The sequence below is a fragment of the Pseudomonas sp. S09G 359 genome (genome assembly GCF_002843605.1).
Taxonomy (GTDB): Bacteria; Pseudomonadota; Gammaproteobacteria; order Pseudomonadales; family Pseudomonadaceae; genus Aquipseudomonas.
This window is the reverse complement of record NZ_CP025263.1, coordinates 4,257,945-4,279,810: the sequence shown is the minus strand read 5'-3', so window position 1 is coordinate 4,279,810 and position 21,866 is coordinate 4,257,945. Positions and strand designations below refer to the sequence as shown.

Here is a 21,866-nt window from a genome sequence, read left to right as displayed (position 1 = left end):
GGGCTCGCTCCTTCAGCGGGTTTCGTTGAAGAGTTCGCGACCGATCAGCATCCGGCGAATCTCACTGGTGCCGGCGCCGATTTCGTACAGCTTGGCGTCACGCAGCAGGCGCCCGGCGGGGAATTCATTGATATAGCCGTTGCCGCCGAGAATCTGGATCGCGTCCAGGGCCATTTGGGTGGCGCGTTCGGCGCTGTAGAGGATCACCCCGGCGGCGTCCTTGCGCGTGGTCTCGCCACGCTCGCAGGCCTGGGCCACCGCATAGAGGTAGGCGCGGCTGGCGTTGAGCTGTGTGTACATGTCGGCGACCTTGCCCTGGATCAGCTGGAATTCGCCGATGCTCTGGCCGAACTGCTTGCGGTCGTGGATGTAGGGCACGATCAGGTCCATGCAGGCTTGCATGATCCCGGTAGGGCCGCCGGAAAGCACCACGCGTTCGTAGTCGAGGCCGCTCATCAGCACTTTGACGCCGCCGTTGAGCACGCCGAGGATATTTTCCTCGGGCACTTCCACGTCATCGAAAAACAGCTCGCAGGTGTTGGAGCCGCGCATGCCCAGCTTGTCGAACTTGCTGCTGCGGCTGAAGCCTTTCCAGTCGCGCTCGACGATGAACGCGGTGATGCCGTGGGCGCCTTTTTCCACGTCGGTCTTGGCGTAGATCACGTAGGTGTTGGCGTCGGGGCCGTTGGTGATCCAGGTTTTGCTGCCGTTGAGCACGTAGCAGTCGCCGCGTTTGTCGGCGCGCAGCTTCATTGAGACCACGTCGGAGCCGGCGTTCGGCTCGCTCATGGCGAGAGCGCCGACGTGTTCGCCGCTGATGAGTTTGGGCAGGTACTTGAGCTTCTGCTCGTGGTTGCCGTTGCGGTTGATCTGGTTCACGCACAGGTTGGAATGGGCGCCGTAGGACAGCGCCACCGAGGCCGAGCCGCGGCTGATTTCTTCCATGGCCACCACGTGCGCCAGGTAGCCCAGGCCGGCGCCGCCATATTCTTCCGCCACGGTGATGCCCAACAGGCCCATGTCACCGAACTTGCGCCACAGGTCGGCGGGGAACAGGTTGTCGCTGTCGATCTGGGCCGCGCGGGGCGCGATCTCCTTGGCCACGAAGGACTGCACCTGGTCGCGCAGCATGTCGATGGTTTCACCGAGGGCGAAGTTCAGGGACGGGTAACTCATGGACAGGCACCTTAATGTGAGCTTTGTTGTTGTGTGGTTGGCACGCCAGGGAAGGGCACTCACCTTTACGTTAACGTAAACTTGCGTTGCGGCGCTGTCAATCGTAGTTTACGTTTACGTCAACCTACAAAAAAGACAACAGGGGTCGTTATGGATCAACCGAATCAGAGCTACAGCCGTGGCGCTCAGGACAAGCCTTTGCTGGCCACGACCATTGGCCACGCTTTCGACAACACGGTTGCGCTATACCCGGACGGCGAAGCCCTGGTGGTGCGCCACCAGCAGCGGCGCTATACCTGGCGGCAACTGGCCGAGGCGGTTGATCTGCACGCCCGGGCGTTCCTGGCCCTGGGCATGCAAACCGGCGACCGCTTGGGGATCTGGGCACCCAACTGCGCCGAGTGGTGCATCAGCCAGGTCGCCAGCGCCAAGATTGGCGTGATCCTGGTCAATATCAACCCGGCGTATCGCAGCAGTGAGCTGGAGTATGTGCTCAAGCAATCCGGCTGCCAGTGGCTGGTGTGCGCCGGGTCGTTCAAGACCTCGGATTACCACGCCATGTTGCAGGAGCTGCAACCCGACCTGCGCGGCATGATCAGCCTCGACCCCAGCCCGCCCACGGGATTCCTGCCCTGGGCGCAGCTGGCGGCGCTCGGCGCAGGCGTCCCGGCCGAGCAATTGCACAGCCGTCAGGCCAGCCTGCATTTCGATCAAGCCGTGAACATCCAGTACACCTCCGGCACCACCGGCTTCCCCAAGGGTGCCACCCTCAGCCACCACAACATTCTCAATAACGGTTACATGGTCGGCGAAAGCCTGGGCCTGACCGCGCAGGACCGCCTGGTGATCCCGGTGCCGCTCTATCACTGCTTCGGCATGGTGATGGGCAACCTGGGCTGCATCACCCATGGCACCACCATGATCTACCCGAATGACGGTTTCGACGCGCTGCTGACCCTCGCCACCGTCGCCGAAGAGCGCGCCACCGGCCTGTATGGCGTGCCCACCATGTTTATCGCCATGCTCGATCACCCACGCCGAGGCGAGTTCGAACTGGCCACCTTGCGCACCGGTATCATGGCCGGCGCCACGTGCCCTATCGAGGTGATGCGCCGGGTCATCAGCGAGATGCACATGGGCGAGGTGCAGATCGCCTACGGCATGACCGAAACCAGCCCGGTGTCCTTGCAAACCGGCGCCGATGACGACCTGGAACGCCGGGTAACTACCGTCGGCCGCACCCAGCCGCAGCTGGAAAACAAAATCATCGACGTCGATGGCAATACGCTTGCGCGCGGTGAAATTGGCGAGTTGTGCACCCGAGGCTACAGCGTGATGCTCGGCTACTGGAACAACCCCGAAGGCACCCGCGAGGCCATCGACGACGCAGGCTGGATGCACACCGGCGACCTGGCGAGCATGGATGAACACGGCTACGTGAGCATCGCCGGGCGCAACAAGGACATGATCATTCGCGGTGGCGAAAACGTGTACCCGCGCGAGCTGGAGGAATTTTTCTTCACCCACCCGGCGGTGGCCGATGTGCAGATCATCGGCATCCCGGATGCGCGTTACGGTGAAGAGATCGTCGCCTGGGTCAAGTTCCACCCCGGCCATGTGGCCAACGCGCTGGAACTGCAAACCTGGTGCAAGGGCCGCATTGCACATTTCAAGACACCCAAGCACTTCAAATTCGTCGACGAGTTTCCAATGACGGTGACGGGCAAGATCCAAAAATTCCGCATGCGCGAGATATCTATCGAGGAGCTGCGAACGCATTCCAACTAACCATACAAAACCAATGTGGGAGCGGGCTTGCTCGCGAAGGCGGTGGTTCATTCAGCATTTCAGTGGCTGATACACCGCATTCGCGAGCAAGCCCGCTCCCACCTTTTTGCTCGCGTTGAGTCAATAGAAAGCACAAAGGGGACCCGAGGGTCCCCTTTAATTTGTCGTTGCGTGCTCTTTTTTATTATTGAGGGGCGGCCTGTTGTTGTTTTTGGCAGCCGTGACCCTTTACCGCTGTTTTGGCGACCCCCATTCGGGGTCAAGAGCAAACGTATTTTTTTGAGCGCTGATCTGCTTCTTCGTATCGATCCAACCAGTGGGTAGCTACCTGAGGTAGTTTTATTTTTCTCTAACCGGTTGCGGGTTGCGGCACGCCGTACCCTGCGAAGCACATCTTCTCCAAAAAAATCTGTTAGCTGCGTCTCTGCCGTGTTGTTTTTGTTATGTCAGAGTCGTTTCGTCTTATTTTTATTAGGTTTGGTGCTTTTTATTCTTGTTATGCCATAGAGATAGCAGAAGCCGTGCCAACTTTTAAAAATCGTTAAAAATCAATAAGTTGGTTTTTTAGTAGGCAAAGGCCTACGGCAAATACGACAAAATATGTTCCCGTGTTACTCGATGTGTAGGCCTGCGGTAACACATTGTCACGGCTACGCTACTCAACCGGCGTTACGCGCCTTGGCCACGCGTGAGCCTGTGGGGCGGCCCAGGACGTGGCTGATGTGTTGGCCGGCGCGTATCAAGGCGTCCAAGTCGATACCGGTGTTGATCCCCAGGCCATTGAGCAGGTACACCACATCCTCGGTGGCGACGTTACCGCTGGCGCCCTTGGCATAAGGGCAGCCGCCGAGGCCCGCGATAGAGCTGTCGAACACACTGATACCCTCGAGCAGGCTGGCATAGATATTCGCAATCGCCTGGCCGTAGGTGTCGTGGAAGTGCCCCGCCAGCTTATCCCGTGGCACTTGCGCGCCAACCACCTCAAACAGTCGCCGCGTAGCGCCCGCCGTGCCGGTGCCGATGGTGTCGCCCAGGGACACTTCATAGCAGCCCATGGCATACAACTCGCGGGCAACGGCTGCGACCTGTGCCGGGGCGATCTCACCTTCGTAAGGGCAACCCAGCACACACGACACATAACCGCGCACGCTGATGCCGTGCTGTCGGGCCGCGGCCATGAGCGGCGCGAAGCGTTCCAGGCTTTCGCTGATGGAGCAGTTGATATTGCGCTGCGAAAACGCCTCGGACGCCGCCGCAAACACCGCGACTTCCTTCACTCCCGCCGCCAGCGCGTCTTCAAACCCGCGCAGGTTCGGTGCCAGGGCGCCGTAAGTCACGCCGGATTTGCGCCTGATCTGCGCAAACACCTCGGCCGAACCGGCCATCTGCGGTACCCACTTGGGCGAGACAAAACTGCCGACTTCGATATAGCTCAAGCCCGCTGCGCTGAGGGCGTCCACCAGTTGCACCTTGTCGGCCACGCTGATGGGGTGGGCTTCGTTCTGCAAACCGTCGCGCGGGCCGACTTCCACCAAGCGTACGTGTGTGGGGAGTGGCTTGGAGGCAAGAGACATGGCAGCTACCTTCTGATTAGTGGCCAACCTGGCCCATGGTTTCGGCCAGGGCCTGGGTGCAGCGCTCTTCGGCGGTGTCCAGTTCCAGCTTCATCTGTTCGATATCCAGCAATTGCTGCTCCAACTGCTCGCGGCGCTCGGCGATCTTGGCGAGCATGCTGTTGAGCTGGATGTGGTTGCCGCTGCTGGGGTCGTAGAGTTCGATGAGTTCACGGCATTCGGCCAGGGAGAAGCCGATGCGCTTGCCGCGCAGGATCAGCTTGAGGCTGACCTTGTCGCGGGCCGAGTAAATGCGCTCCTGGCCCCGGCGTTCGGGGGCCAGCAGGCCTTGTTCTTCATAGAAGCGAATGGCGCGGGTGGTGATGTCCAGCTCGCGGGCGAGGTCGGAAATGCTGTAGGTGGTGCTCATGGGGGCGCTCAAGAAGGTCTTGGCGCTAGGCTAGTGTCAGGTTGACGTAAACGTCAAGCTAATCGCAATGGTAGAGGCGTGCCCATGGTGAGCGGGCTTGCTGTGGCTGGGGAGATTGCTGTGGTGAGTGGGCTTGCTTTGGCTGGGGAGATTGCTGTGGTGAGTGGGCTTGCTGTGGCTGGGGAGATTGCTGTGGTGAGTGGGCTTGCTGTGGCTGGGGAGATTGCTGTGGTGAGTGGGCTTTTTGTGGCGAGGGAGCTTGCTCCCGTTGGGCTGCGAAGCGGCCCCAAAAGATGGGCCTGCTGCGCGGGCCAACGCGGGCAAGCCCGCTCGCCACAAAGAGCCTGCTGGCCACAAAAAACTGTGGCTACAAAAGCCTGCTGGCCACAAAAAGCTGTGGCTACAAAAGCCTGTTGACCACAAAAGCCTGTGGGCTACAAAAAATCCCTTTTGCTACAAAAGGCCTGCTTGTCGGAGGGCAAGTTGCCAGCCTCAGGCTTGTTTGCCGTCCAGCTTCTTCTCATGGGCCGTGACCTGCTGGCACAGTTCGATCATCTGCTCACGCATCCAGCGGTTGGCCGGGTCCTGGTCGGTGCTTTCATGCCAGTACAGGTGGGTTTCCACCGGTGGCACATCGTTCACCGGCAGCACGAACCAGTGCAGTTCGTGGCGGCGGGCGAAGCGTTCGGGCACGGTCATGACCATGTCGGTTTGCTGCAGCACTTGCGAAGCCATCAGGTAATGCTGGGAACGCAGGGCGATCTTGCGCTGGATGCCCATCTTGCCCAGGGCCAGGTCGACGTGGCCCAGGCCGTTGCGGCGGCTGGAGATGTGGATATGGGTCAGCGACAGATAATCATCCAGGCTCAGCTTGTCCTTGGCCGCCATCGGGTGGCCCTTGCGCATGGCGCACACGTAGCGGTCTTCCATCAGCTTGACGTGACGCACCTGCGGGTCGGTGTTGAGCGGCGCGTCCACGGCAAAATCCAGGCGCCCGGCCGCCAGTTCCTTGGTGGTCTCACGGCGTTTGGACAGAAAGCTTTCAATCACCACGGTGGGCGCCAGGCGGCGCAGGCGCTGGAACAGCAGCGGCAGGATCACCGCCTCGGTGAGGTCGGTCATGCTGATGCGGTAAGTCTTGGCCGCTTGCTGCGGGTTGAAGATACGACTTTCCTGCACCGACACACGCAGCAACGACAGCGCATTGCGCACCGGGCCGATGATGTTCTGTGCCATCGGCGTGGGCACCATGCCTTGGGCGGTACGTACGAACAGCGGGTCGTTGAAGGTCTCGCGCAAGCGTGCCAGGGCGTTGGATACCGCCGGCTGAGTGATGCCGACAATCTGCCCGGCGCGGGTCAGGTTGGCTTCGGTGTAGATCGCGTCAAAGACGATAAAGAGGTTGAGGTCGACCTTGCTCAGATTCATTTCGTTGCGCTCTTATTGTTAGGTGCTCATACGCCGATCATATATCGGTGATGAATGTTAATACACGCCGAGAATAGGCTAGGTAAATTATCAACGCTGTTCTAGCATCGATTGCATGACCTAAACAACCTCTCAAAGAAGGGAGCTGCTCATGGATTTCGCCTATTCGCCCAAGGTTCAGGAACTGCGTGAACGCGTCACTGCGTTCATGGATGCTTACGTTTACCCGGCCGAGCCGGTGTTCGAACGCCAGGTCAGCGAAGGCGACCGCTGGCAGCCCACCGCCATCATGGAAGAGTTGAAGGCCAAGGCTAAGGCCGAAGGCCTGTGGAACCTGTTCCTGCCGGAATCCGAGCTGGGTGCCGGCCTGACCAACCTTGAGTACGCGCCGCTGGCCGAAATCATGGGCCGCTCGCTGTTGGGCCCGGAGCCGTTCAACTGCTCCGCCCCCGACACTGGCAACATGGAAGTGCTGGTGCGCTACGCCAACGAAGAGCAGAAACAGCGCTGGCTGGAACCGCTGCTGCGCGGCGAGATCCGTTCGGCGTTCGCCATGACCGAACCCGACGTGGCGTCCTCCGACGCCACCAACATGGCCGCCCGCGCCGAACGCCAGGGCGACGAGTGGGTGATCAACGGCAAGAAATGGTGGACCTCCGGCGCCTGCGACCCGCGCTGCAAGATCCTGATCTTCATGGGCCTGAGCAACCCGGATGCGCCGCGCCACCAGCAGCACTCGATGATCCTGGTGCCGGTGGACACGCCCGGGGTAAAAATCGTGCGCCCGCTGCCGGTGTTCGGCTACGACGACGCGCCCCACGGCCACGCCGAAGTGCTGTTCGACAACGTACGTGTGCCGTATGAAAACGTACTGCTTGGTGAGGGTCGCGGTTTCGAGATTGCCCAGGGTCGCCTTGGCCCAGGCCGTATCCACCACTGCATGCGCTCCATCGGCATGGCCGAGCGTGCGCTGGAACTGATGTGCAAACGCTCCGTCAGCCGTACCGCGTTCGGTAAACCCTTGGCACGTTTGGGCGGCAATATCGACAAGATCGCCGATTCACGCATGGAAATCGACATGGCTCGCCTGCTGACCTTGAAGGCGGCGTACATGATGGACACCGTGGGTAACAAAGTGGCGAAAAGCGAAATCGCCCAGATCAAGGTAGTGGCGCCGAACGTGGCACTGAAGGTGATCGACCGCGCGATCCAGATTCACGGCGGCGCGGGGGTTTCCAACGACTTCCCGCTGGCCTACATGTACGCCATGCAACGCACCCTGCGCCTGGCCGATGGCCCGGACGAAGTGCACCGCGCGGCGATCGGCAAGTTTGAGATTGGCAAGTATGTGCCTAAAGAGTTGATGCGCGGCGGGCAGTGAGACCGAGGCGCCTGCATTCGCGAGCAAGCCCGCTCCCACACTTGACCGCATTTCTCAAGTAGGAATGCAGTCTAATGTGGGAGGGGCGGTGCGACGATTCGACTTGCCCCCGATGAGGCCAGTAAAAACACCCCAAACCTCAGGGCTCAATACACCCAAACCTCCACCCGCCGATTCTTGATCCTGCCCTCATCCGCGGCATTCGTCGCCACCGGCATCTGCGCGCCGAACCCACGAATATCCCTCAGCACCACGCTGTTCTTGACCAACTCCCGGCGCACCGCCATCGCCCTCAGCTTCGACAGCAGCGCCGCCCGTTGCGGGTCGTCCTTGGCGTCGCCAAACCCCACCAGCGTCACCTGCTTATCCAGCTTGTCGTGGTTTTTCAGGTACGCCACCACCCGCTGCAGATCCTGGCGGGCCTTGTTGTCGAGGCTGGCGCTGCCTTCTTCGAAACGAAAATTTACCGTCAGGCGCTGGGCGTCACGGGCGATGGCTTGGTAGTCATCAGGCATCGACGGGCGTGGCTGTACCGCGATTGCCTGCACCTGCTGGGCGATAAAGCCGTTGGCGGCGACAATCGCCTGGCCCTTGCTGCTCTGGGTAAAGTCCACCAGCGCCTTGGCCCATGGATTGTGTGCCGACGGCGGCAGGTAAAAAAACAGTCGGCGCGACAGCGGGTAATCCTCGGTGGCAATCAGGCTGTTGAGCGGTAGCATCGGTTGCGAGTCGCCATCGACAATCGCCACCGCCTTGGCCTGGCGGACATACGGCAGGCCGATAAAGCCGATGCCCTGGGGGTCCTGGCTCACGGCGTCGGACAGCTCCTCGCTGGATTCGAAACGCTTGGCGGACGCAGCAAGCGGCTTGCCGCGCAGGCGCAGCACCAGTTCCTTGAAGGTGTCGTAGGTGCCGGATTGATCATCCCGGGCATACAAATGGATGGCCCCGCCGATGCCACCGAGTGCCTCCCAGGTGCTGACGTCGCCATTGAAGATCTGCGCCAGTTGTTCGGTGTTCAACGTATTCAACGGGTTTTGTGGGTTGAGGATGATTGCCAGGCCGTCGATGGCGATCACCTGCTCGGCCTCGGGGCTTTTCAGGTCGCCGAGGGGCTCGAGGTCGACCAGTTCAGTGTCCTTGATCGGGCGGGAAGACGCGGCGAGATCGGCGCTGGCTTTTTTCAGCGCGGTAAAACCGGTGCTGGAACCATGGGCGGCCACCTCGATAGTCACCGTTTTGCCTTGTCGTGTTTTGCCGACCACGTGTTGTTCGTTGGCCCCTGCGGCCGGCTCACTGTGCACGGCCTGTAGCCCCTGTTGCTCCATCAGTCCCTTGACCAACGCTGGCCCGAGTGCCGCGCCGATGGTATTGGAGCCCTGGATGCGCAATGCAGGACCTTGATCGGGAACGGGCAGGGGGGCGGCCACAGCGGGGAGGGCGATCACGCAACACAGGAATAGAACGCGCAGCATCATGCCGGCACCTTCTCAAGACAAAGGGAGTGCCGCGAGACTAAGACAGGCAGGTTGCATAAATATGACTGGCACGCCGCAAGGCTTAATGTGGGAGGGGGCTTGCTCCCGATAGCAGTGTGTCAGTGACTGATACGCTAACTGACCCACCGCTATCGGGGGCAAGCCCCCTCCCACATTTGATCCGGTTAAATCCGAGGATCAGCTCAGTTCAAGCCAGATCGGCGCATGGTCCGAGGGCTTCTCCAAACCGCGCAAATCGTAATCCACGCCGGCATCCTTGACCCGCGACAACAGGCCATTGGAGGCCATGATCACGTCAATCCGCAGGCCGCGCTTGGGCTCATCTTCAAAGCCACGGCTGCGGTAGTCGAACCAGCTGAAACGGTCGGCCACATCCGGGTTCAGGTGCCGGAAGCTGTCCACCAGGCCCCAGTTCTTGAGGCGTTCCATCCACTCACGCTCTTCGGGCAGGAAGCTGCACTTGCCGGTTTTCAGCCAGCGTTTGGCGTTGTCGGCGCCGATGCCGATATCGCAGTCCTGCGGGGAAATATTCACGTCGCCCATCACCACCAGGGCCTGGTCATTGCTGAACTGGCTTTCCAGCAGTTGCTGCAGGTCTTCGTAGAAACGTTTCTTGGCCGGGAACTTGGTCGGGTGGTCACGGCTTTCGCCCTGGGGGAAGTAGCCATTCATGATGGTGACCGGGTTGCCGTGTTCATCGGCGAAGGTGCCCCAGATAAAACGGCGCTGGGCATCTTCTTCATCGCTGGCAAAGCCCTTGTGCACACTCAAGGCTTCCTTGCGCGAGAGCAGGGCCACGCCGTAATGGCCTTTTTGCCCGTGGTAATAAACGTGATAGCCCAAGGCCTGTACTTCGGCCAGGGGGAACTGGTCATCGTGAACCTTGGTTTCCTGCAGGCCGATCACGTCGGGTTGATGCTTTTCGATCAGCGCCGCCAACTGATGAGGGCGGGCGCGCAGCCCGTTGATATTGAAAGACACGATTTTCATGGTCGGCAGTCCAGTCTTGGCAAAAGGGCGATGCTAGCCGACAAGTAGGGCGGGGGCCAGCGTGGCGGTAGGACAGATGCGCTGCTAATGTCTGGGAACGACTGCTGCTGCGTAGGTTCGTACCCATAAGAACGCCATCTTTTGAGTGGCGCCCAGGGAGATTGACTGTATGCCTGAAACTTCGACTGCCGTGGCCGAAATCCGCCTGCTTAACAGCGGCTATTCCCGCGAAGCCCGTTCCTTGTTGTACCAGGCCTATCGGCATGAGCCGACGTTCGCCTACATCTTCGAAGCGGAGCGTGCGGGGTATGAGCAACGGGTGCGGGCCACCGTGCGCGAATTGGTCAAACAGCACTTTTTCCAGAAGCTGCCTGCCATCGGTTTGTTCGTGAATGACCGGCTGATCGGCATCGCGCTGATCGCGCCACCGCAACGGCGCCTGGGGATTACCGAAAGTTGGGCCTGGCAACTGCGCATGTGGCTGAGCACCGGTGTGCGCGGTACGCGGCGTTATCTGGATTACCACCACGCGGTGCTGGCCTGCCTGCCGAGCGAGTCGGTGCACGTGTTGCCACTGCTGGGTATTCACCCGCAGTTCCAGGGCAAGCACTACGGGGAACAGTTGCTGGAGGCGGTGCATAACTGGTGCGCCGAAGACCCGCATTCGTCCGGTGTGGTGCTGGATACGGGTAACTCACGTTACCTGGAATTTTATAAGCGCCAGGGTTATGAGGAGATCGGTGAGGTTGCGGTAGGACCTATTTTGGAACATGTTTTTTTCCATCCCAATCCACAGGTCTTACATGCAGTAACGACTTAACTCAGAATTTTTCAGAATCTTCTGAGTTCTAAGTTTCTCCCCAGCTCGTGTAGCATCCGCGCTTATGAAGTTTCCAGGAAGATTTACCAGCGGCTTGATTCTGCTGTTCACAAGCTGCGGCGCATTCGCGCAAAGCGAATTGGACGTGCGGATCAAGCCCTCAAACGACGCGTTGAAAGCCAACATCGAAGGCTATATCGGCGGGGTGGGCGATCGTGATGAAGAAGCCTTGCTGCGCTTCAGCCGTGGCGCTGAAGAACAGGCGCGCAAGGCGGCCCAGGCGCTGGGCTACTATCAGCCACAGATCGAGAGTGATGTGAAGGGCGGCAAGAACCCGCGCCTGATCCTCACCATCGACCCCGGCGAACCGGTGCATTTGCGCAACGTGACCATCCGGGTCGACGGCGAGGCCGCGAACCTCAAGGCATTTCGTGTGCCCGCCAGCGACGACCTCAAATCCGGCGCCGTGCTCAACCACGGCCATTACGAAGACGCCAAGCGTCTGATCCAGAACCAGGCTTCGCGCTACGGCTTTTTCAGCGGGCGTTTTATCAATCAAAAACTGGCGGTAGACCCGCAGGCCGGCGTGGCCGATATCGAACTTATCTACGACAGCGGCCCGCGGTACAGCTTGGGCAAGGTCAGTTTCGCCGGCGATACGCCGTTTGATGAAGAGCTGCTGCAACGCATGGTGCCGTTTAAAAGTGGCGCCCCATACGATTCCGAGCTGATCGCCGAGCTCAACCAGAACCTGCAAGCCAGCGGCTTTTTCGAAGGCGTGCGCGTAGACGCCGCGCCGGCCGCTTCCACGAATGACGTGATCCCGGTAGCGGTCAATCTGGAAACCCGCAAGCCTCGCACCATGGGCCTGGGCCTGGGTTTTTCCACTGACGTCGGCCCACGGGGCAAGGCCAATTGGGCGCGCCACTGGGTCAACCCCCAAGGCCATAGCTATGGCTGGGAAGCCGAACTGTCGGCGCCCCGCCAAAACGTCGGCCTGTGGTACGACATTCCGCTGGACCCGCCGCTCACTGACAAGCTGCGTTTTGCCGGCGGCTACCAGAATGAAGAGCTGGCCGGCACCGACACCCTGAGTAAATTGCTCACCGTCGGCCCGGAATGGCACAGCAAGTTGCCCAGTGGCTGGACCCGCGTGACCTCATTGAAATACCAGCGCGAAGAATATCGCCTGGGCAACGACTCGGGCCTCAGCAACCTGGTGATGCCGGGTGTCAGTTACTCCTACCTGCGCAGCGATAACCGTATCGACCCGCACAACGGTTATCGCCTGCAATTCGACACCAAGGTGGCCAAAGAGGGGTTGGGCTCCGACACTAACCTGCTGTACGGCACGGCCATGGTCAAAGGCCTGACTACCCTGTGGGACAACCACCGTTTCCTGGCCCGGGCCCAGGTCGGCGGCAGTGCCACCAATGGCTACAAATCGGTGCCGCCGTCGCTGCGCTTCTTTGCCGGTGGTGACCAGAGTGTGCGCGGCTACGAGTACCAGACGCTGTCACCGGAGAACGACCGTGGCGACCGCATCGGTGGCCGCTACATGGTGGCCCTGAGCGCCGAGTATCAATATTCCATCGCCGAAAAATGGCGGATCGCGACCTTTATCGACCAGGGCAACTCCTTCAACACCCTGGAATTGCCCAGCCTGAAAACCGGCGTCGGCGTCGGCATCCGTTGGGTCTCGCCAGTCGGGCCGATCCGCTTGGACCTGGCCCATGCCCTGGAAGACCCGGGCGGCATTCGATTGCACTTTTCCATGGGGCCTGAGCTGTGATGCGTGGTGTAAAAATTGCGGGGCTGGCCGTATCTGGCATTCTCGCCGTGCTGTTGCTGGCCCTGTGGGCGCTGCTCGGTAGCCAGGCGGGCAGCCGCTGGGCGTTGGGGCGTGTACCGGGGCTGAGCGTAGAAAATTTCCAGGGCCATTTGGGTGGCCGGTGGAGCGCCGATCATCTGCTGTGGCAGCAGGACAGCAGCCGCGTCGAACTCAAGGCGCCGATGTTCGATTGGTCGCCGGCGTGCCTGCTGCGCATGACCTTGTGTATCAATCAGCTGGACGTGGAGCAGGTCAGCCTGCAATTCCCGCCCGGCACCGAAGACAGCAGCGGCCCCATCGCACTGCCGGACTTGAAATTGCCGGTTGCCATCCAGTTGGGCGACGTTCGCGTCGGCAGCCTGCTGTTTAACGGCAGCGAGGAACTCAAGGGCCTGCAACTGGCGGCGCACTGGACGGCCGCCGGGATGCAGATCGACTCGGTGCACCTGCAACGCGATGACCTGGTGCTGGACCTCGCCGGCCTGCTGCAGCCCAACGGCGACTGGCCATTAAGCGCCAGCGGCAATCTGAGCCTGCCTTACGCGCCGGGTGGCGCGCCTTGGACGGTGGCATTGAAGATTGATGGCGACTTGCTTAAGACCCTCACGCTCGATGCCGACAGCAGTGGCTATCTGCCGGCGAAGCTCAAGGGTGAGTTACAACCGCTGGCGGAAAACCTGCCGGCCCAGTTGCACATCACCGCAGACGGCTTCAAACCCAGCGCCGATCTGCCTGACACCCTACAACTCAATCAACTCGACCTGACCGCCAAGGGCGACCTGAAAAGCGGTTACCAACTGCTGGGCAAGGCCGTGCTGCCGGCGGAAAAAGGCCCGGTGGATTTGCTGCTGCAAGGCAAGGTCGACGCCAAGGGCGCGCAGATCGCCGGCCTGGATCTGACGGCGGGTGACAAGCAGAGCCTCAAGCTCAGTGCCCAGCTGGATTGGCAGCAGGGCTTCAGCGCCGATGCGAAGATCGATTGGCTGGACTTTCCCTGGCATCGCCTCTACCCGCTGATTGACGAGCCACAGGTGGTATTGCATACATTCAATGGTGAGGTTTCTTACAAGGACGGCAACTACCTCGGCAACCTCAAGGCCGACCTCGACGGCCCCGCCGGCAAGTTCAATCTGGTCACGCCGTTCAGCGGTAATCTCCAGCAAGTGTTTCTGCCCGAGCTGAAACTGACCGCCGGTCAAGGCAAGGCCGAAGGCCACCTGAACCTGCAGTTCGCCGACGGCATCGCCTGGGATACGGCGTTGGACCTGTCGGCGCTGAATCCGGCTTACTGGGTCGCCGAGTTGCCGGGCACGCTGGCCGGGCCGCTGCGCAGCAAGGGCGAGTTCAAGAACGAGCAACTCAAGCTGAATGCCGACCTTGACCTTAAAGGCCGCCTGCGCGGCCAGACCGCCGTGCTGGCGGCCAAGGCCGAAGGCGCGGGCGAGCAATGGACCCTGGCCAACCTGGATATCCGCTTGGGTGATAACCGCATTAACGGCAGCGGTAGCCTGCAACAACGGCTGGCAGGGCAGATTGATATCAAGCTGGCACGCCTGGCCCAGCTGTGGCCGCAGCTGCGTGGGCAGGTCAATGGTCGCCTCGACGTGGCCGGCAGCCTCCAGGCGCCCCAAGGCAAGCTCGACCTCAAGGGCCAGCAACTGGCGTTTGCCGACAACCGCCTGCAAAGCCTGACCCTCGGCGCCACCCTCGACAGCGCCCAGCGCGCGAAAATCGACCTCAAGGGCAGCGGCATCCAGGCCGGCGAGACCCAGGTCGGCACGCTGACCGCCAGTGCCCAGGGCGATATCAAAAGCCAGAAGGTCCAACTGGACCTGGCCGGGCCCTTGGTCAAGCTGGCCCTGGCCCTGGACGGCAACCTCGATAAGGGTAACTGGCGCGGGCGCCTCGCCAGCGGTGACGTACAGGCCGGTGGCCAGGACTGGAAGCTGCAAGCTCCGGCGAAAATCGAACGCCTGGCCGACGGCAAGCTGACCTTCGCCGCGCACTGCTGGGTGTCCGGCCCGGCCAGCCTGTGCGGTGAAGACCAGCGCCTGATGCCCGAGCCAAAATTGCGTTACCACCTCAAGCAGTTCCCCATCGACAGCCTGGCGGCGTTTTTGCCCAAGGACTTCGCCTGGCAGGGCAAGCTCAACGCCGACGTGCAACTCGATCTGCCCGACAGCGGCCCCAAGGGCGTGGTGTCGGTGGATGCCAGCGGCGGCACCTTGCGCGTCAAGGACAAGGACCAGTGGCTGGATTTCCCCTATGACACCCTCAAGCTGGAAACCACCCTCAACCCCAAGCGTATCGACACCCAGCTGAATTTCCGGGGTGGCAAGCTCGGCGAGTTGGTATTGCAGGCGCAGATCAACCCGTTGCCGAAAAACAAGCCGATCACCGGCAATTTCAGCCTTACCGGCCTCGATCTCGCCGTGGCGCGGCCGTTTGTGCCGATGGTGGAAAAGCTCAACGGCAAGCTCAACGGCAGCGGGCGGATTTCCGGCGGGCTGCTGGCACCGCAGGTCAACGGCAACGTCAACCTGATCGGCGGCGAAATGTCGGGGCCGGAACTGCCCATCAGCCTCGAAGGCCTGAACGTGCAGGCGTTGATCGCCGGCGAAAGCGTGCAGTTGAACGGCGCCTGGCGCAGCGGCAAGGCCGGGCAGGGCAGCCTCAAGGGCCAGATCGACTGGGCCCAGGCGCTGGCGGTGGACCTCAGCCTGCAAGGCGCGCAGTTGCCGGTCACGGTAGAGCCCTACGCCGAGCTGGAAGTGGCGCCGGACCTGAAGATCAGCTTGAAAGACGACAAACTGGCGATTGCCGGCAAAGTGCAGATCCCGCGCGGTGACATCACCGTGCGTGAGCTGCCGCCGTCGACGGTCAAGGTCTCGGATGACACGGTGATCATTGGCAGCCAGACCGAGGAAGGCAAGCCGCCGATGGCGATGGCCATGGATATCGACGTGGTGGTGGGCGAAGACAGGCTCAACTTTTCTGGCTTCGGCCTGACCGCCAAGGTGCAGGGGCATGTGCACATTGGTGACAACCTGGACACCCGTGGCGAGCTGTGGCTCAACGATGGGCGCTACCGAGCCTACGGCCAGCGGCTGGATGTGCGCCGCGCGCGGCTGTTGTTCGCCGGGCCGCTCGACCAGCCCTATCTGGATATCGAAGCGATCCGCAAGACCGACGACGTGATCGCCGGTATCCGCCTGAGCGGCAGCGCCGAGCAGCCCACCACGCAAATCTTCTCCGAGCCGGCCATGAGCCAGGAGCAGGCGCTGTCCTACCTGGTACTGGGGCGCCCGCTGAGCACCACTGGCGAAGACAACAACATGCTCGCCCAAGCCGCCCTCGGGCTGGGCTTGATGGGCAGCGCCGGGGTCACTTCGGACCTGGCCAACAAGCTTGGTATTCAGGACTTCGACCTCGACACCCAGGGCAGCGGCACCACCACGGCGGTGGTGGCCAGCGGCAAGATCACCGAGAAACTCAGCCTGCGTTACGGGGTAGGGGTGTTCGAGCCGGCCAGCACGATTGCCTTGCGCTATTTGCTGAGCAAGAAGGTGTATCTGGAAGTGGCGAGTGGCGTGGCCAGCTCGTTGGATATCTTCTACAAACGCGATTTCTAATGTGGGAGGGGGCTTGCCCCCGATAGCGGTGTGACAGTCACTAATGGGTTGACTGAAGCACTGCTATCGGGGGCAAGCCCCCTCCCACATTTGTCTGCATTCCACCCCGCCTGTCGCGAAACTACCAAGCAAGCTAATTATTCCATTTGACATTCGCTGCCTAAGCAGTAACATCTCGTCATACATTCACTGCCTAGGCAGTAATAAGGTGACTTCCGATGAAACACTTCACCCCCGATAACTTCCACAACTGCCACCTGGGCCTGTTGCTGGGCCGCGCCGCGATTCTCAAAGACAAGATCATCGACACCCATATGGAACCCCACGGCGTTACCGCCGCGCAGTTCAAGGTGTTGATCATCATGGCGCAGTTTGGCGTCGACACCCCGGCGGAGCTGTGCCGCAACCTGTCCCTGGACAGCGGCTCAATGACCCGCATGCTCGACCGGCTTGAGCAAAAAGGCCTGTTGGACCGCAAGCGCTCAGAACTGGACCGCCGCCAAGTGCAGTTGGTGTTGACCGCCGACGGCCAGCGCCTGGCGGACATGCTGCCGCATATCGGCGCCCAGGCGCTGAACCAGTTGGCCGGTGCGTTGGAACCGGGTGAGCTGCAAACCCTGGAAAAGATTCTCAAGAAAATTCTGATAGCTGCCGGTGACCCCATCACCCTGCAGCGGGTAGGTAAAGAATGAACACTCGTGCCCTTAGCCTGGTGCTGGTGGCGATGACGCTGGCCGGTTGCGCCAATTTCAGCGGCCTCGACACGCAAGGCCAGCGCCTCGACGCCAATACCCTGCAAACCGGCAAGTCCTTGAGCGGCGTGACCCTGTCCAACGCCGCCTGGCCTGCCGCCGATTGGTGGAAAAGCCTCGGCGACCCGCAGCTCGACGGGCTGATCCATGAAGCCCTGCAAAACAGCCCCGACATGCAAGTGGCCAGCGCCCGTGCCCACCAGGCCGAGGCTGCTGCCTATGCGGCGAATGCCGCGCGTATGCCAACCGTGGATGCCAGCGCCGGCGTGAGTCGTTCGCGGCTGGCCAAGGACCAGGACCCGCTGGGGCAGGGCGATGCGTACTCCACCGTGCGCAATATCGGCGCCAGCTTCAACTACAACTTCGACCTGTGGGGTGGCCAGCGCGCTGCCTGGGAAGCCGCGTTGGGCCAGGCGCGGGCGGCCGAAGTCGACCAGCAGGCCGCGCGCCTGACCCTCGCCGCCGACGTGGCCAAGGCCTACAGCGACCTGGGCCAGGCCCATATCGTGCGCGACCTGGCCACCGACGACCTCAAGCGTACCCGCCAGATGCTCGACCTGAGCAAGCGCCGGCTGGACTCGGGCATTGACAGCCAATACCAGTACCAACAGACCGAAAGTCTGGAAGCCAGCTCCCAGTCGCAGTTGATCGATGCGCAGAAACAACTGCAGAGCGCCAAGATCGCCCTGGCGGTATTGCTCGGCAAAGGCCCGGACCGTGGCAATGAACTGGCGCGCCCCAACGTGTTGAAACCGGCTGCCGTCGCCGTGCCTTCGGTGTTGCCCGCCGAGTTGCTGGGCCGCCGCCCGGACCTGATCGCCGCGCGCTGGCGCGTCGAGGCCGCGAGTAAAGACATCGCCGCCAGCAAGACGCGCTTCTACCCCAACCTCAACCTGAGCGCGAGCGCCGGGGCCGAGTCGTTGCTGGGGGATGCGATGTTCGGGTCGGCCAGCCGTTTCTTCAATATTGCGCCGACGATTTCGCTGCCGATCTTCGACGGTGGCCGCCTGCGCGCCGACCTCGATGCCCGCGACGCCGACTACGACCTGGCCGTGGCCCAGTACAACAAGACCCTGGTGCAAGCCTTGGGGGATATCGGCAACACCCTTTCACAACTGCGCGAAACCGGGCGGCAGATCCAGGCCCAGCAACATGCCACGGATATTGCCCAGCAGTCTTACGACACCGTGGTTCAGCGTTACGGCTCAGGTATCGGTAATTACCTGGACGTGCTCAGCATCGAGCAGCAATTGCTGCAGGCCCAGCGTCAGCTGGCGACCTTGAATGCGGGGCAAATCGATCTGTCGATTCAATTGATGCAGGCCCTGGGTGGCGGATACCGCGCCGATAGCGTCGCCGCGACCACCCCAGCCACACGCACGGAATAATTTGAGGTATTTGTCATGGCCACTGCCGAAAACACCAACGCAACCGAACAACCCAAAGACAACAACCCGCGCAAACGCAAAGTCATGCTGGTCGGCCTGGCGCTGATCGTCATTCTCGGCGTGGCGGGCGTGTGGGCCTGGCACGAGCTCTACGGGCGCTTTAATGAAAGCACCGACGACGCCTATGTGAACGGCAACGTGGTGGAAATCACGCCGCTGGTCACCGGCACGGTGGTCAGCATCGGCGCCGACGATGGTGATCTGGTCCACGAAGGCCAGGTGTTGGTCAATTTCGACCCGAACGACGCCGCCGTCGGCCTGCAAAGTGCCAAGGCCAACCTGGCCCGCACCGTGCGCCAGGTTCGCGGGCTGTACAGCAATGTCGATGGCATGAAAGCCCAGGTCAATGCACAGAAAGCCGACGTGCAAACTGCCCAGGACAACTTCAACCGTCGCAAGACACTGGCTGCTGGCGGGGCGATTTCCCAGGAAGAACTGTCCCATGCCCGTGACAGCCTGACCGCCGCCAAGAACGCCCTGACCAACCTTGAGCAACAACTCAAGACCACCAACGCGCTGGTGGATGACACCGTGATCAGCTCGCACCCCGACGTGCAAGCCGCTGCCGCGCAACTGCGCCAGGCCTACCTGACCAATGCGCGCAGCACCTTGATTGCGCCGGTCACCGGCTATGTGGCCAAGCGCACCGTGCAACTGGGCCAGCGCGTGCAGCCGGGCACCGCGCTGATGGCGGTGATCCCGTTGAACCAACTGTGGATCGACGCCAACTTCAAGGAAACCCAACTGCGTGACATGCGCATTGGCCAGCCGGTGGACATCGAGTCGGACATCTACGGCAGCGACGTGAAGTACAGCGGCACCGTCGACAGCCTCGGCGCCGGTACCGGCAGCGCGTTTGCCCTGCTGCCGGCGCAGAACGCCACCGGTAACTGGATCAAGATTGTGCAGCGCGTGCCGGTGCGTATCCATATCAATGCCGATGAACTGGCCAAGAACCCGTTGCGCGTGGGCTTGAGCACTGTGGTCAATGTCGACCTGCACGACCAGAGCGGTCCGGTGCTGGCGCAACAGGCACCGCAAAAGGCCTCGTTCACCACCAACGTGTATGAACGCCAATTGGCCGAGGCTGACGCCATGATCACCCAGTTGATCCATGACAACAGCGTCGCCGCTCCCAAGGCTGTGCAACGCTGATGAGCAATAACGCCTCCTTCACGCCACCCAGCCTGTTGATGGCCACTATTGGCCTGTCGCTGGCGACCTTTATGCAGGTGCTCGACACCACCATCGCCAACGTGGCGTTGCCGACCATTTCCGGCAACCTGGGCGTGAGTTCGGAGCAGGGCACCTGGGTGATCACCTCGTTTGCGGTGAGCAACGCCATTGCGTTGCCGCTCACCGGCTGGTTGAGCCGCCGGTTTGGCGAGGTGAAGCTGTTTTTGTGGGCGACCCTGCTGTTTGTGCTGGCGTCGTTCTTGTGCGGCATTTCCACGTCGATGCCCGAACTGATCGGCTTTAGGGTGTTGCAAGGCCTGGTCGCCGGGCCGTTGTACCCAATGACCCAGACCTTGCTGATCGCGGTCTACCCGCCGGCGAGGCGCGGTATGGCGCTGGCGTTGCTGGCGATGGTCACGGTGGTGGCACCGATTGCCGGGCCGATCCTTGGCGGCTGGATCACCGACAGCTACAGCTGGCCGTGGATCTTCTTTATCAACGTGCCCATCGGTATTTTCGCGGTAATGGTGGTGCGTTCGCAGCTGAAGAAACGCCCGGTGGTCACCAGTTACCAGCCGATGGACTACGTGGGGCTGCTTAGTCTGATCGTGGGTGTGGGCGCCTTGCAGATCATCCTCGACAAGGGCAATGACCTGGACTGGTTCGAATCCAACTTCATCATCGTTGGCGCGGCGATTTCGGTGATTGCCTTGGCGGTGTTCATTATCTGGGAAATGACCGACAAACACCCGGTGGTCAACCTGCGGCTGTTCGCCTATCGCAATTTCCGTATCGGCACCATTGTGTTGATCCTGGGTTACGCAGGCTTCTTCGGCATCAACCTGATCCTGCCGCAATGGCTGCAAACCCAGATGGGCTACACCGCTACCTGGGCCGGTTTGGCGGTGGCGCCGATCGGCATTCTGCCGGTATTGATGTCGCCGTTTGTCGGCAAGTACGCGCACAAGTTCGACCTGCGGCTGCTGGCGGGCCTGGCATTCCTGGCGATCGGCCTGAGTTGCTTCATGCGTGCCGGCTTCACCAATGAGGTGGACTTCCAGCACATTGCCCTGGTGCAACTGTTCATGGGTATCGGCGTGGCGCTGTTCTTTATGCCGACCTTGAGCATCCTGATGTCCGACCTGCCGCCGCACCAGATCGCCGATGGCGCTGGCCTGGCGACCTTTCTGCGGACCTTGGGCGGCAGCTTCGCGGCCTCGCTGACCACCTGGATCTGGATTCGCCGCGCGGACCAGCACCATGCGTACATGAGCGAGAACATGACCACCTACGACTCGGCCACCCGCGACGCGCTGCAGGCGCTGGGCGGGGCAGGGCACAAGGCGTATGCGCAGTTGGACCAGATCCTCACCAGCCAGGCCTACATGATGTCCACCGTGGATTACTTCACGCTGCTGGGGTGGATGTTCATGGGGTTGATGTTGCTGGTGTGGCTGGCCAAGCCACCGTTCGGCGCGAAGGCGGGGCCGGAGGCCTCCGGCCACTGACGGGCAAAGGTTGGAATGCAATTCAATGTGGGAGGGGGCTTGCCCCCGATAGCGGTGGGTCAGCCAAAAATATGCTGACTGATCCACAGCCATCGGGGGCAAGCCCCCTCCCACAGTTGATATGTGTTGTCAGGTCTTAAGCGCCAGGCAACGCCAACTGCGGGTTCACAAAATCGAACGCCGCCAACTGAAACCCTTGCTCATCCACCTGCAAGGCCCAACCCTGCTTGTCCCAATCCCCCAGCACAATGCGCTTGGCCGCCTGGTCGCCGATCTGCAGCTTGTGGATCGCCGGGCGGTGCGTATGGCCATGCACCAGGGTGCGCACGCCGAATTGCTGCATCACCCGCGGCACTTCCTCGGGGTTACATCAACAATGTCGTTGGCTTTCATGCGTACCTGGGCGCCACCGTTCGGCGCGAAGGCGGGGCCGGAGGCCTCCGGCCACTGACGG

15 protein-coding genes and 1 pseudogene are annotated in these 21,866 nt (G+C 61.5%); 9 read left to right on the top strand and 7 right to left on the bottom strand.

Annotated features, from left to right (window positions below; all coding sequences use genetic code 11):
• Positions 1 to 12: 12 nt before the first annotated feature.
• Positions 13 to 1,176, bottom strand: coding sequence for an isovaleryl-CoA dehydrogenase (locus tag CXQ82_RS19405; protein ID WP_101271838.1), 1,164 nt, complete (start codon positions 1,174 to 1,176; stop codon positions 13 to 15).
• Positions 1,177 to 1,326: 150 nt separating this feature from the next.
• Between CXQ82_RS19405 and CXQ82_RS19400 the strand changes: the two genes are divergently transcribed.
• The gene (locus CXQ82_RS19400) at positions 1,327 to 2,964 is read left to right on the top strand and encodes an AMP-binding protein (protein WP_101271837.1); all 1,638 of its coding nucleotides are present in this window, start codon (positions 1,327 to 1,329) and stop codon (positions 2,962 to 2,964) included.
• 659 nt (positions 2,965 to 3,623) lie between these two features.
• Here the strand turns inward: CXQ82_RS19400 and CXQ82_RS19395 are convergent.
• The 3 genes from CXQ82_RS19395 to CXQ82_RS19385 form a co-directional block, all read right to left on the bottom strand.
• On the bottom strand, positions 3,624 to 4,538 hold the full coding sequence (locus CXQ82_RS19395; protein WP_101271836.1) for a hydroxymethylglutaryl-CoA lyase: 915 nt from the start codon (positions 4,536 to 4,538) through the stop codon (positions 3,624 to 3,626).
• 16 nt (positions 4,539 to 4,554) lie between these two features.
• Positions 4,555 to 4,947: a MerR family DNA-binding transcriptional regulator gene (locus tag CXQ82_RS19390; protein WP_101271835.1), complete on the bottom strand. Its 393-nt coding sequence runs from the start codon at positions 4,945 to 4,947 to the stop codon at positions 4,555 to 4,557.
• A gap of 492 nt (positions 4,948 to 5,439) precedes the next feature.
• A complete protein-coding gene (locus CXQ82_RS19385; protein ID WP_101271834.1) occupies positions 5,440 to 6,375 on the bottom strand; it encodes a LysR family transcriptional regulator in 936 nt (311 codons plus the stop codon).
• 151 nt (positions 6,376 to 6,526) lie between these two features.
• Here CXQ82_RS19385 and CXQ82_RS19380 point away from each other — a divergent pair, with 151 nt between their 5' ends.
• A complete protein-coding gene (locus CXQ82_RS19380; protein ID WP_021492800.1) occupies positions 6,527 to 7,756 on the top strand; it encodes an acyl-CoA dehydrogenase in 1,230 nt (409 codons plus the stop codon).
• Positions 7,757 to 7,902: 146 nt separating this feature from the next.
• Here CXQ82_RS19380 and CXQ82_RS19375 read toward each other — a convergent pair whose 3' ends face one another.
• Both CXQ82_RS19375 and xthA read right to left on the bottom strand, forming a co-directional pair.
• A complete protein-coding gene (locus CXQ82_RS19375) occupies positions 7,903 to 9,234 on the bottom strand; it encodes a substrate-binding domain-containing protein (RefSeq protein WP_101271833.1) in 1,332 nt (443 codons plus the stop codon).
• A gap of 198 nt (positions 9,235 to 9,432) precedes the next feature.
• Positions 9,433 to 10,245: an exodeoxyribonuclease III gene (xthA, locus tag CXQ82_RS19370; RefSeq protein ID WP_101271832.1), complete on the bottom strand. Its 813-nt coding sequence runs from the start codon at positions 10,243 to 10,245 to the stop codon at positions 9,433 to 9,435.
• A gap of 169 nt (positions 10,246 to 10,414) precedes the next feature.
• On the opposite strand from xthA, the gene CXQ82_RS19365 reads away from it, so the two are divergent.
• The 7 genes from CXQ82_RS19365 (at position 10,415) to CXQ82_RS19335 (ending at position 21,412) form a co-directional block, all read left to right on the top strand.
• Complete coding sequence (locus tag CXQ82_RS19365) at positions 10,415 to 11,065, top strand: N-acetyltransferase (RefSeq protein ID WP_101271831.1); 651 nt, start codon at positions 10,415 to 10,417, stop codon at positions 11,063 to 11,065.
• A gap of 64 nt (positions 11,066 to 11,129) precedes the next feature.
• Entirely contained in the window at positions 11,130 to 12,857 is a 1,728-nt protein-coding gene (locus CXQ82_RS19360; protein WP_101271830.1) for an autotransporter assembly complex family protein, read from the top strand.
• On the top strand, positions 12,857 to 16,528 hold the full coding sequence (locus CXQ82_RS19355; RefSeq protein ID WP_101271829.1) for a translocation/assembly module TamB domain-containing protein: 3,672 nt from the start codon (positions 12,857 to 12,859) through the stop codon (positions 16,526 to 16,528). The genes CXQ82_RS19360 and CXQ82_RS19355 overlap by 1 nt, the downstream gene beginning before the upstream one ends.
• 218 nt (positions 16,529 to 16,746) lie before the next feature.
• The gene (locus tag CXQ82_RS19350; protein WP_101271828.1) at positions 16,747 to 17,220 is read left to right on the top strand and encodes a MarR family winged helix-turn-helix transcriptional regulator; all 474 of its coding nucleotides are present in this window, start codon (positions 16,747 to 16,749) and stop codon (positions 17,218 to 17,220) included.
• Complete coding sequence (locus CXQ82_RS19345) at positions 17,217 to 18,668, top strand: efflux transporter outer membrane subunit (protein WP_101271827.1); 1,452 nt, start codon at positions 17,217 to 17,219, stop codon at positions 18,666 to 18,668. The genes CXQ82_RS19350 and CXQ82_RS19345 overlap by 4 nt, the downstream gene beginning before the upstream one ends.
• A gap of 15 nt (positions 18,669 to 18,683) precedes the next feature.
• Complete coding sequence (locus CXQ82_RS19340) at positions 18,684 to 19,883, top strand: efflux RND transporter periplasmic adaptor subunit (protein ID WP_101271826.1); 1,200 nt, start codon at positions 18,684 to 18,686, stop codon at positions 19,881 to 19,883.
• Positions 19,883 to 21,412 carry a DHA2 family efflux MFS transporter permease subunit gene (locus tag CXQ82_RS19335; RefSeq protein WP_101271825.1) on the top strand — a complete coding sequence of 510 codons (1,530 nt, stop codon included), beginning with the start codon at positions 19,883 to 19,885 and terminating at the stop codon, positions 21,410 to 21,412. Before CXQ82_RS19340 ends, CXQ82_RS19335 begins: the two co-directional genes overlap by 1 nt.
• Positions 21,413 to 21,548: 136 nt before the next feature.
• Here CXQ82_RS19335 and CXQ82_RS19330 read toward each other — a convergent pair.
• Positions 21,549 to 21,817, bottom strand: a pseudogene (locus CXQ82_RS19330) (UDP-2,3-diacylglucosamine diphosphatase); the annotation flags it as partial.
• Positions 21,818 to 21,866 lie beyond the last annotated feature (49 nt).

Bases quoted from the DNA above. Each gene is read 5' to 3' on its own strand.
- CXQ82_RS19355 (WP_101271829.1), top strand. From the start codon at position 12,857: ATGCGTGGTGTAAAAATTGCGGGGCTGGCCGTATCTGGCATTCTCGCC.
- CXQ82_RS19350 (WP_101271828.1), top strand. From the start codon at position 16,747: ATGAAACACTTCACCCCCGATAACTTCCACAACTGCCACCTGGGCCTG.
- xthA (WP_101271832.1), bottom strand. From the start codon at position 10,245: ATGAAAATCGTGTCTTTCAATATCAACGGGCTGCGCGCCCGCCCTCAT.
- CXQ82_RS19405 (WP_101271838.1), bottom strand. From the start codon at position 1,176: ATGAGTTACCCGTCCCTGAACTTCGCCCTCGGTGAAACCATCGACATG.
- CXQ82_RS19365 (WP_101271831.1), top strand. From the start codon at position 10,415: ATGCCTGAAACTTCGACTGCCGTGGCCGAAATCCGCCTGCTTAACAGC.
- CXQ82_RS19395 (WP_101271836.1), bottom strand. From the start codon at position 4,538: ATGTCTCTTGCCTCCAAGCCACTCCCCACACACGTACGCTTGGTGGAA.
- CXQ82_RS19375 (WP_101271833.1), bottom strand. From the start codon at position 9,234: ATGATGCTGCGCGTTCTATTCCTGTGTTGCGTGATCGCCCTCCCCGCT.
- CXQ82_RS19335 (WP_101271825.1), top strand. From the start codon at position 19,883: ATGAGCAATAACGCCTCCTTCACGCCACCCAGCCTGTTGATGGCCACT.
- CXQ82_RS19380 (WP_021492800.1), top strand. From the start codon at position 6,527: ATGGATTTCGCCTATTCGCCCAAGGTTCAGGAACTGCGTGAACGCGTC.
- CXQ82_RS19345 (WP_101271827.1), top strand. From the start codon at position 17,217: ATGAACACTCGTGCCCTTAGCCTGGTGCTGGTGGCGATGACGCTGGCC.
- CXQ82_RS19390 (WP_101271835.1), bottom strand. From the start codon at position 4,947: ATGAGCACCACCTACAGCATTTCCGACCTCGCCCGCGAGCTGGACATC.
- CXQ82_RS19400 (WP_101271837.1), top strand. From the start codon at position 1,327: ATGGATCAACCGAATCAGAGCTACAGCCGTGGCGCTCAGGACAAGCCT.
- CXQ82_RS19385 (WP_101271834.1), bottom strand. From the start codon at position 6,375: ATGAATCTGAGCAAGGTCGACCTCAACCTCTTTATCGTCTTTGACGCG.
- CXQ82_RS19360 (WP_101271830.1), top strand. From the start codon at position 11,130: ATGAAGTTTCCAGGAAGATTTACCAGCGGCTTGATTCTGCTGTTCACA.
- CXQ82_RS19340 (WP_101271826.1), top strand. From the start codon at position 18,684: ATGGCCACTGCCGAAAACACCAACGCAACCGAACAACCCAAAGACAAC.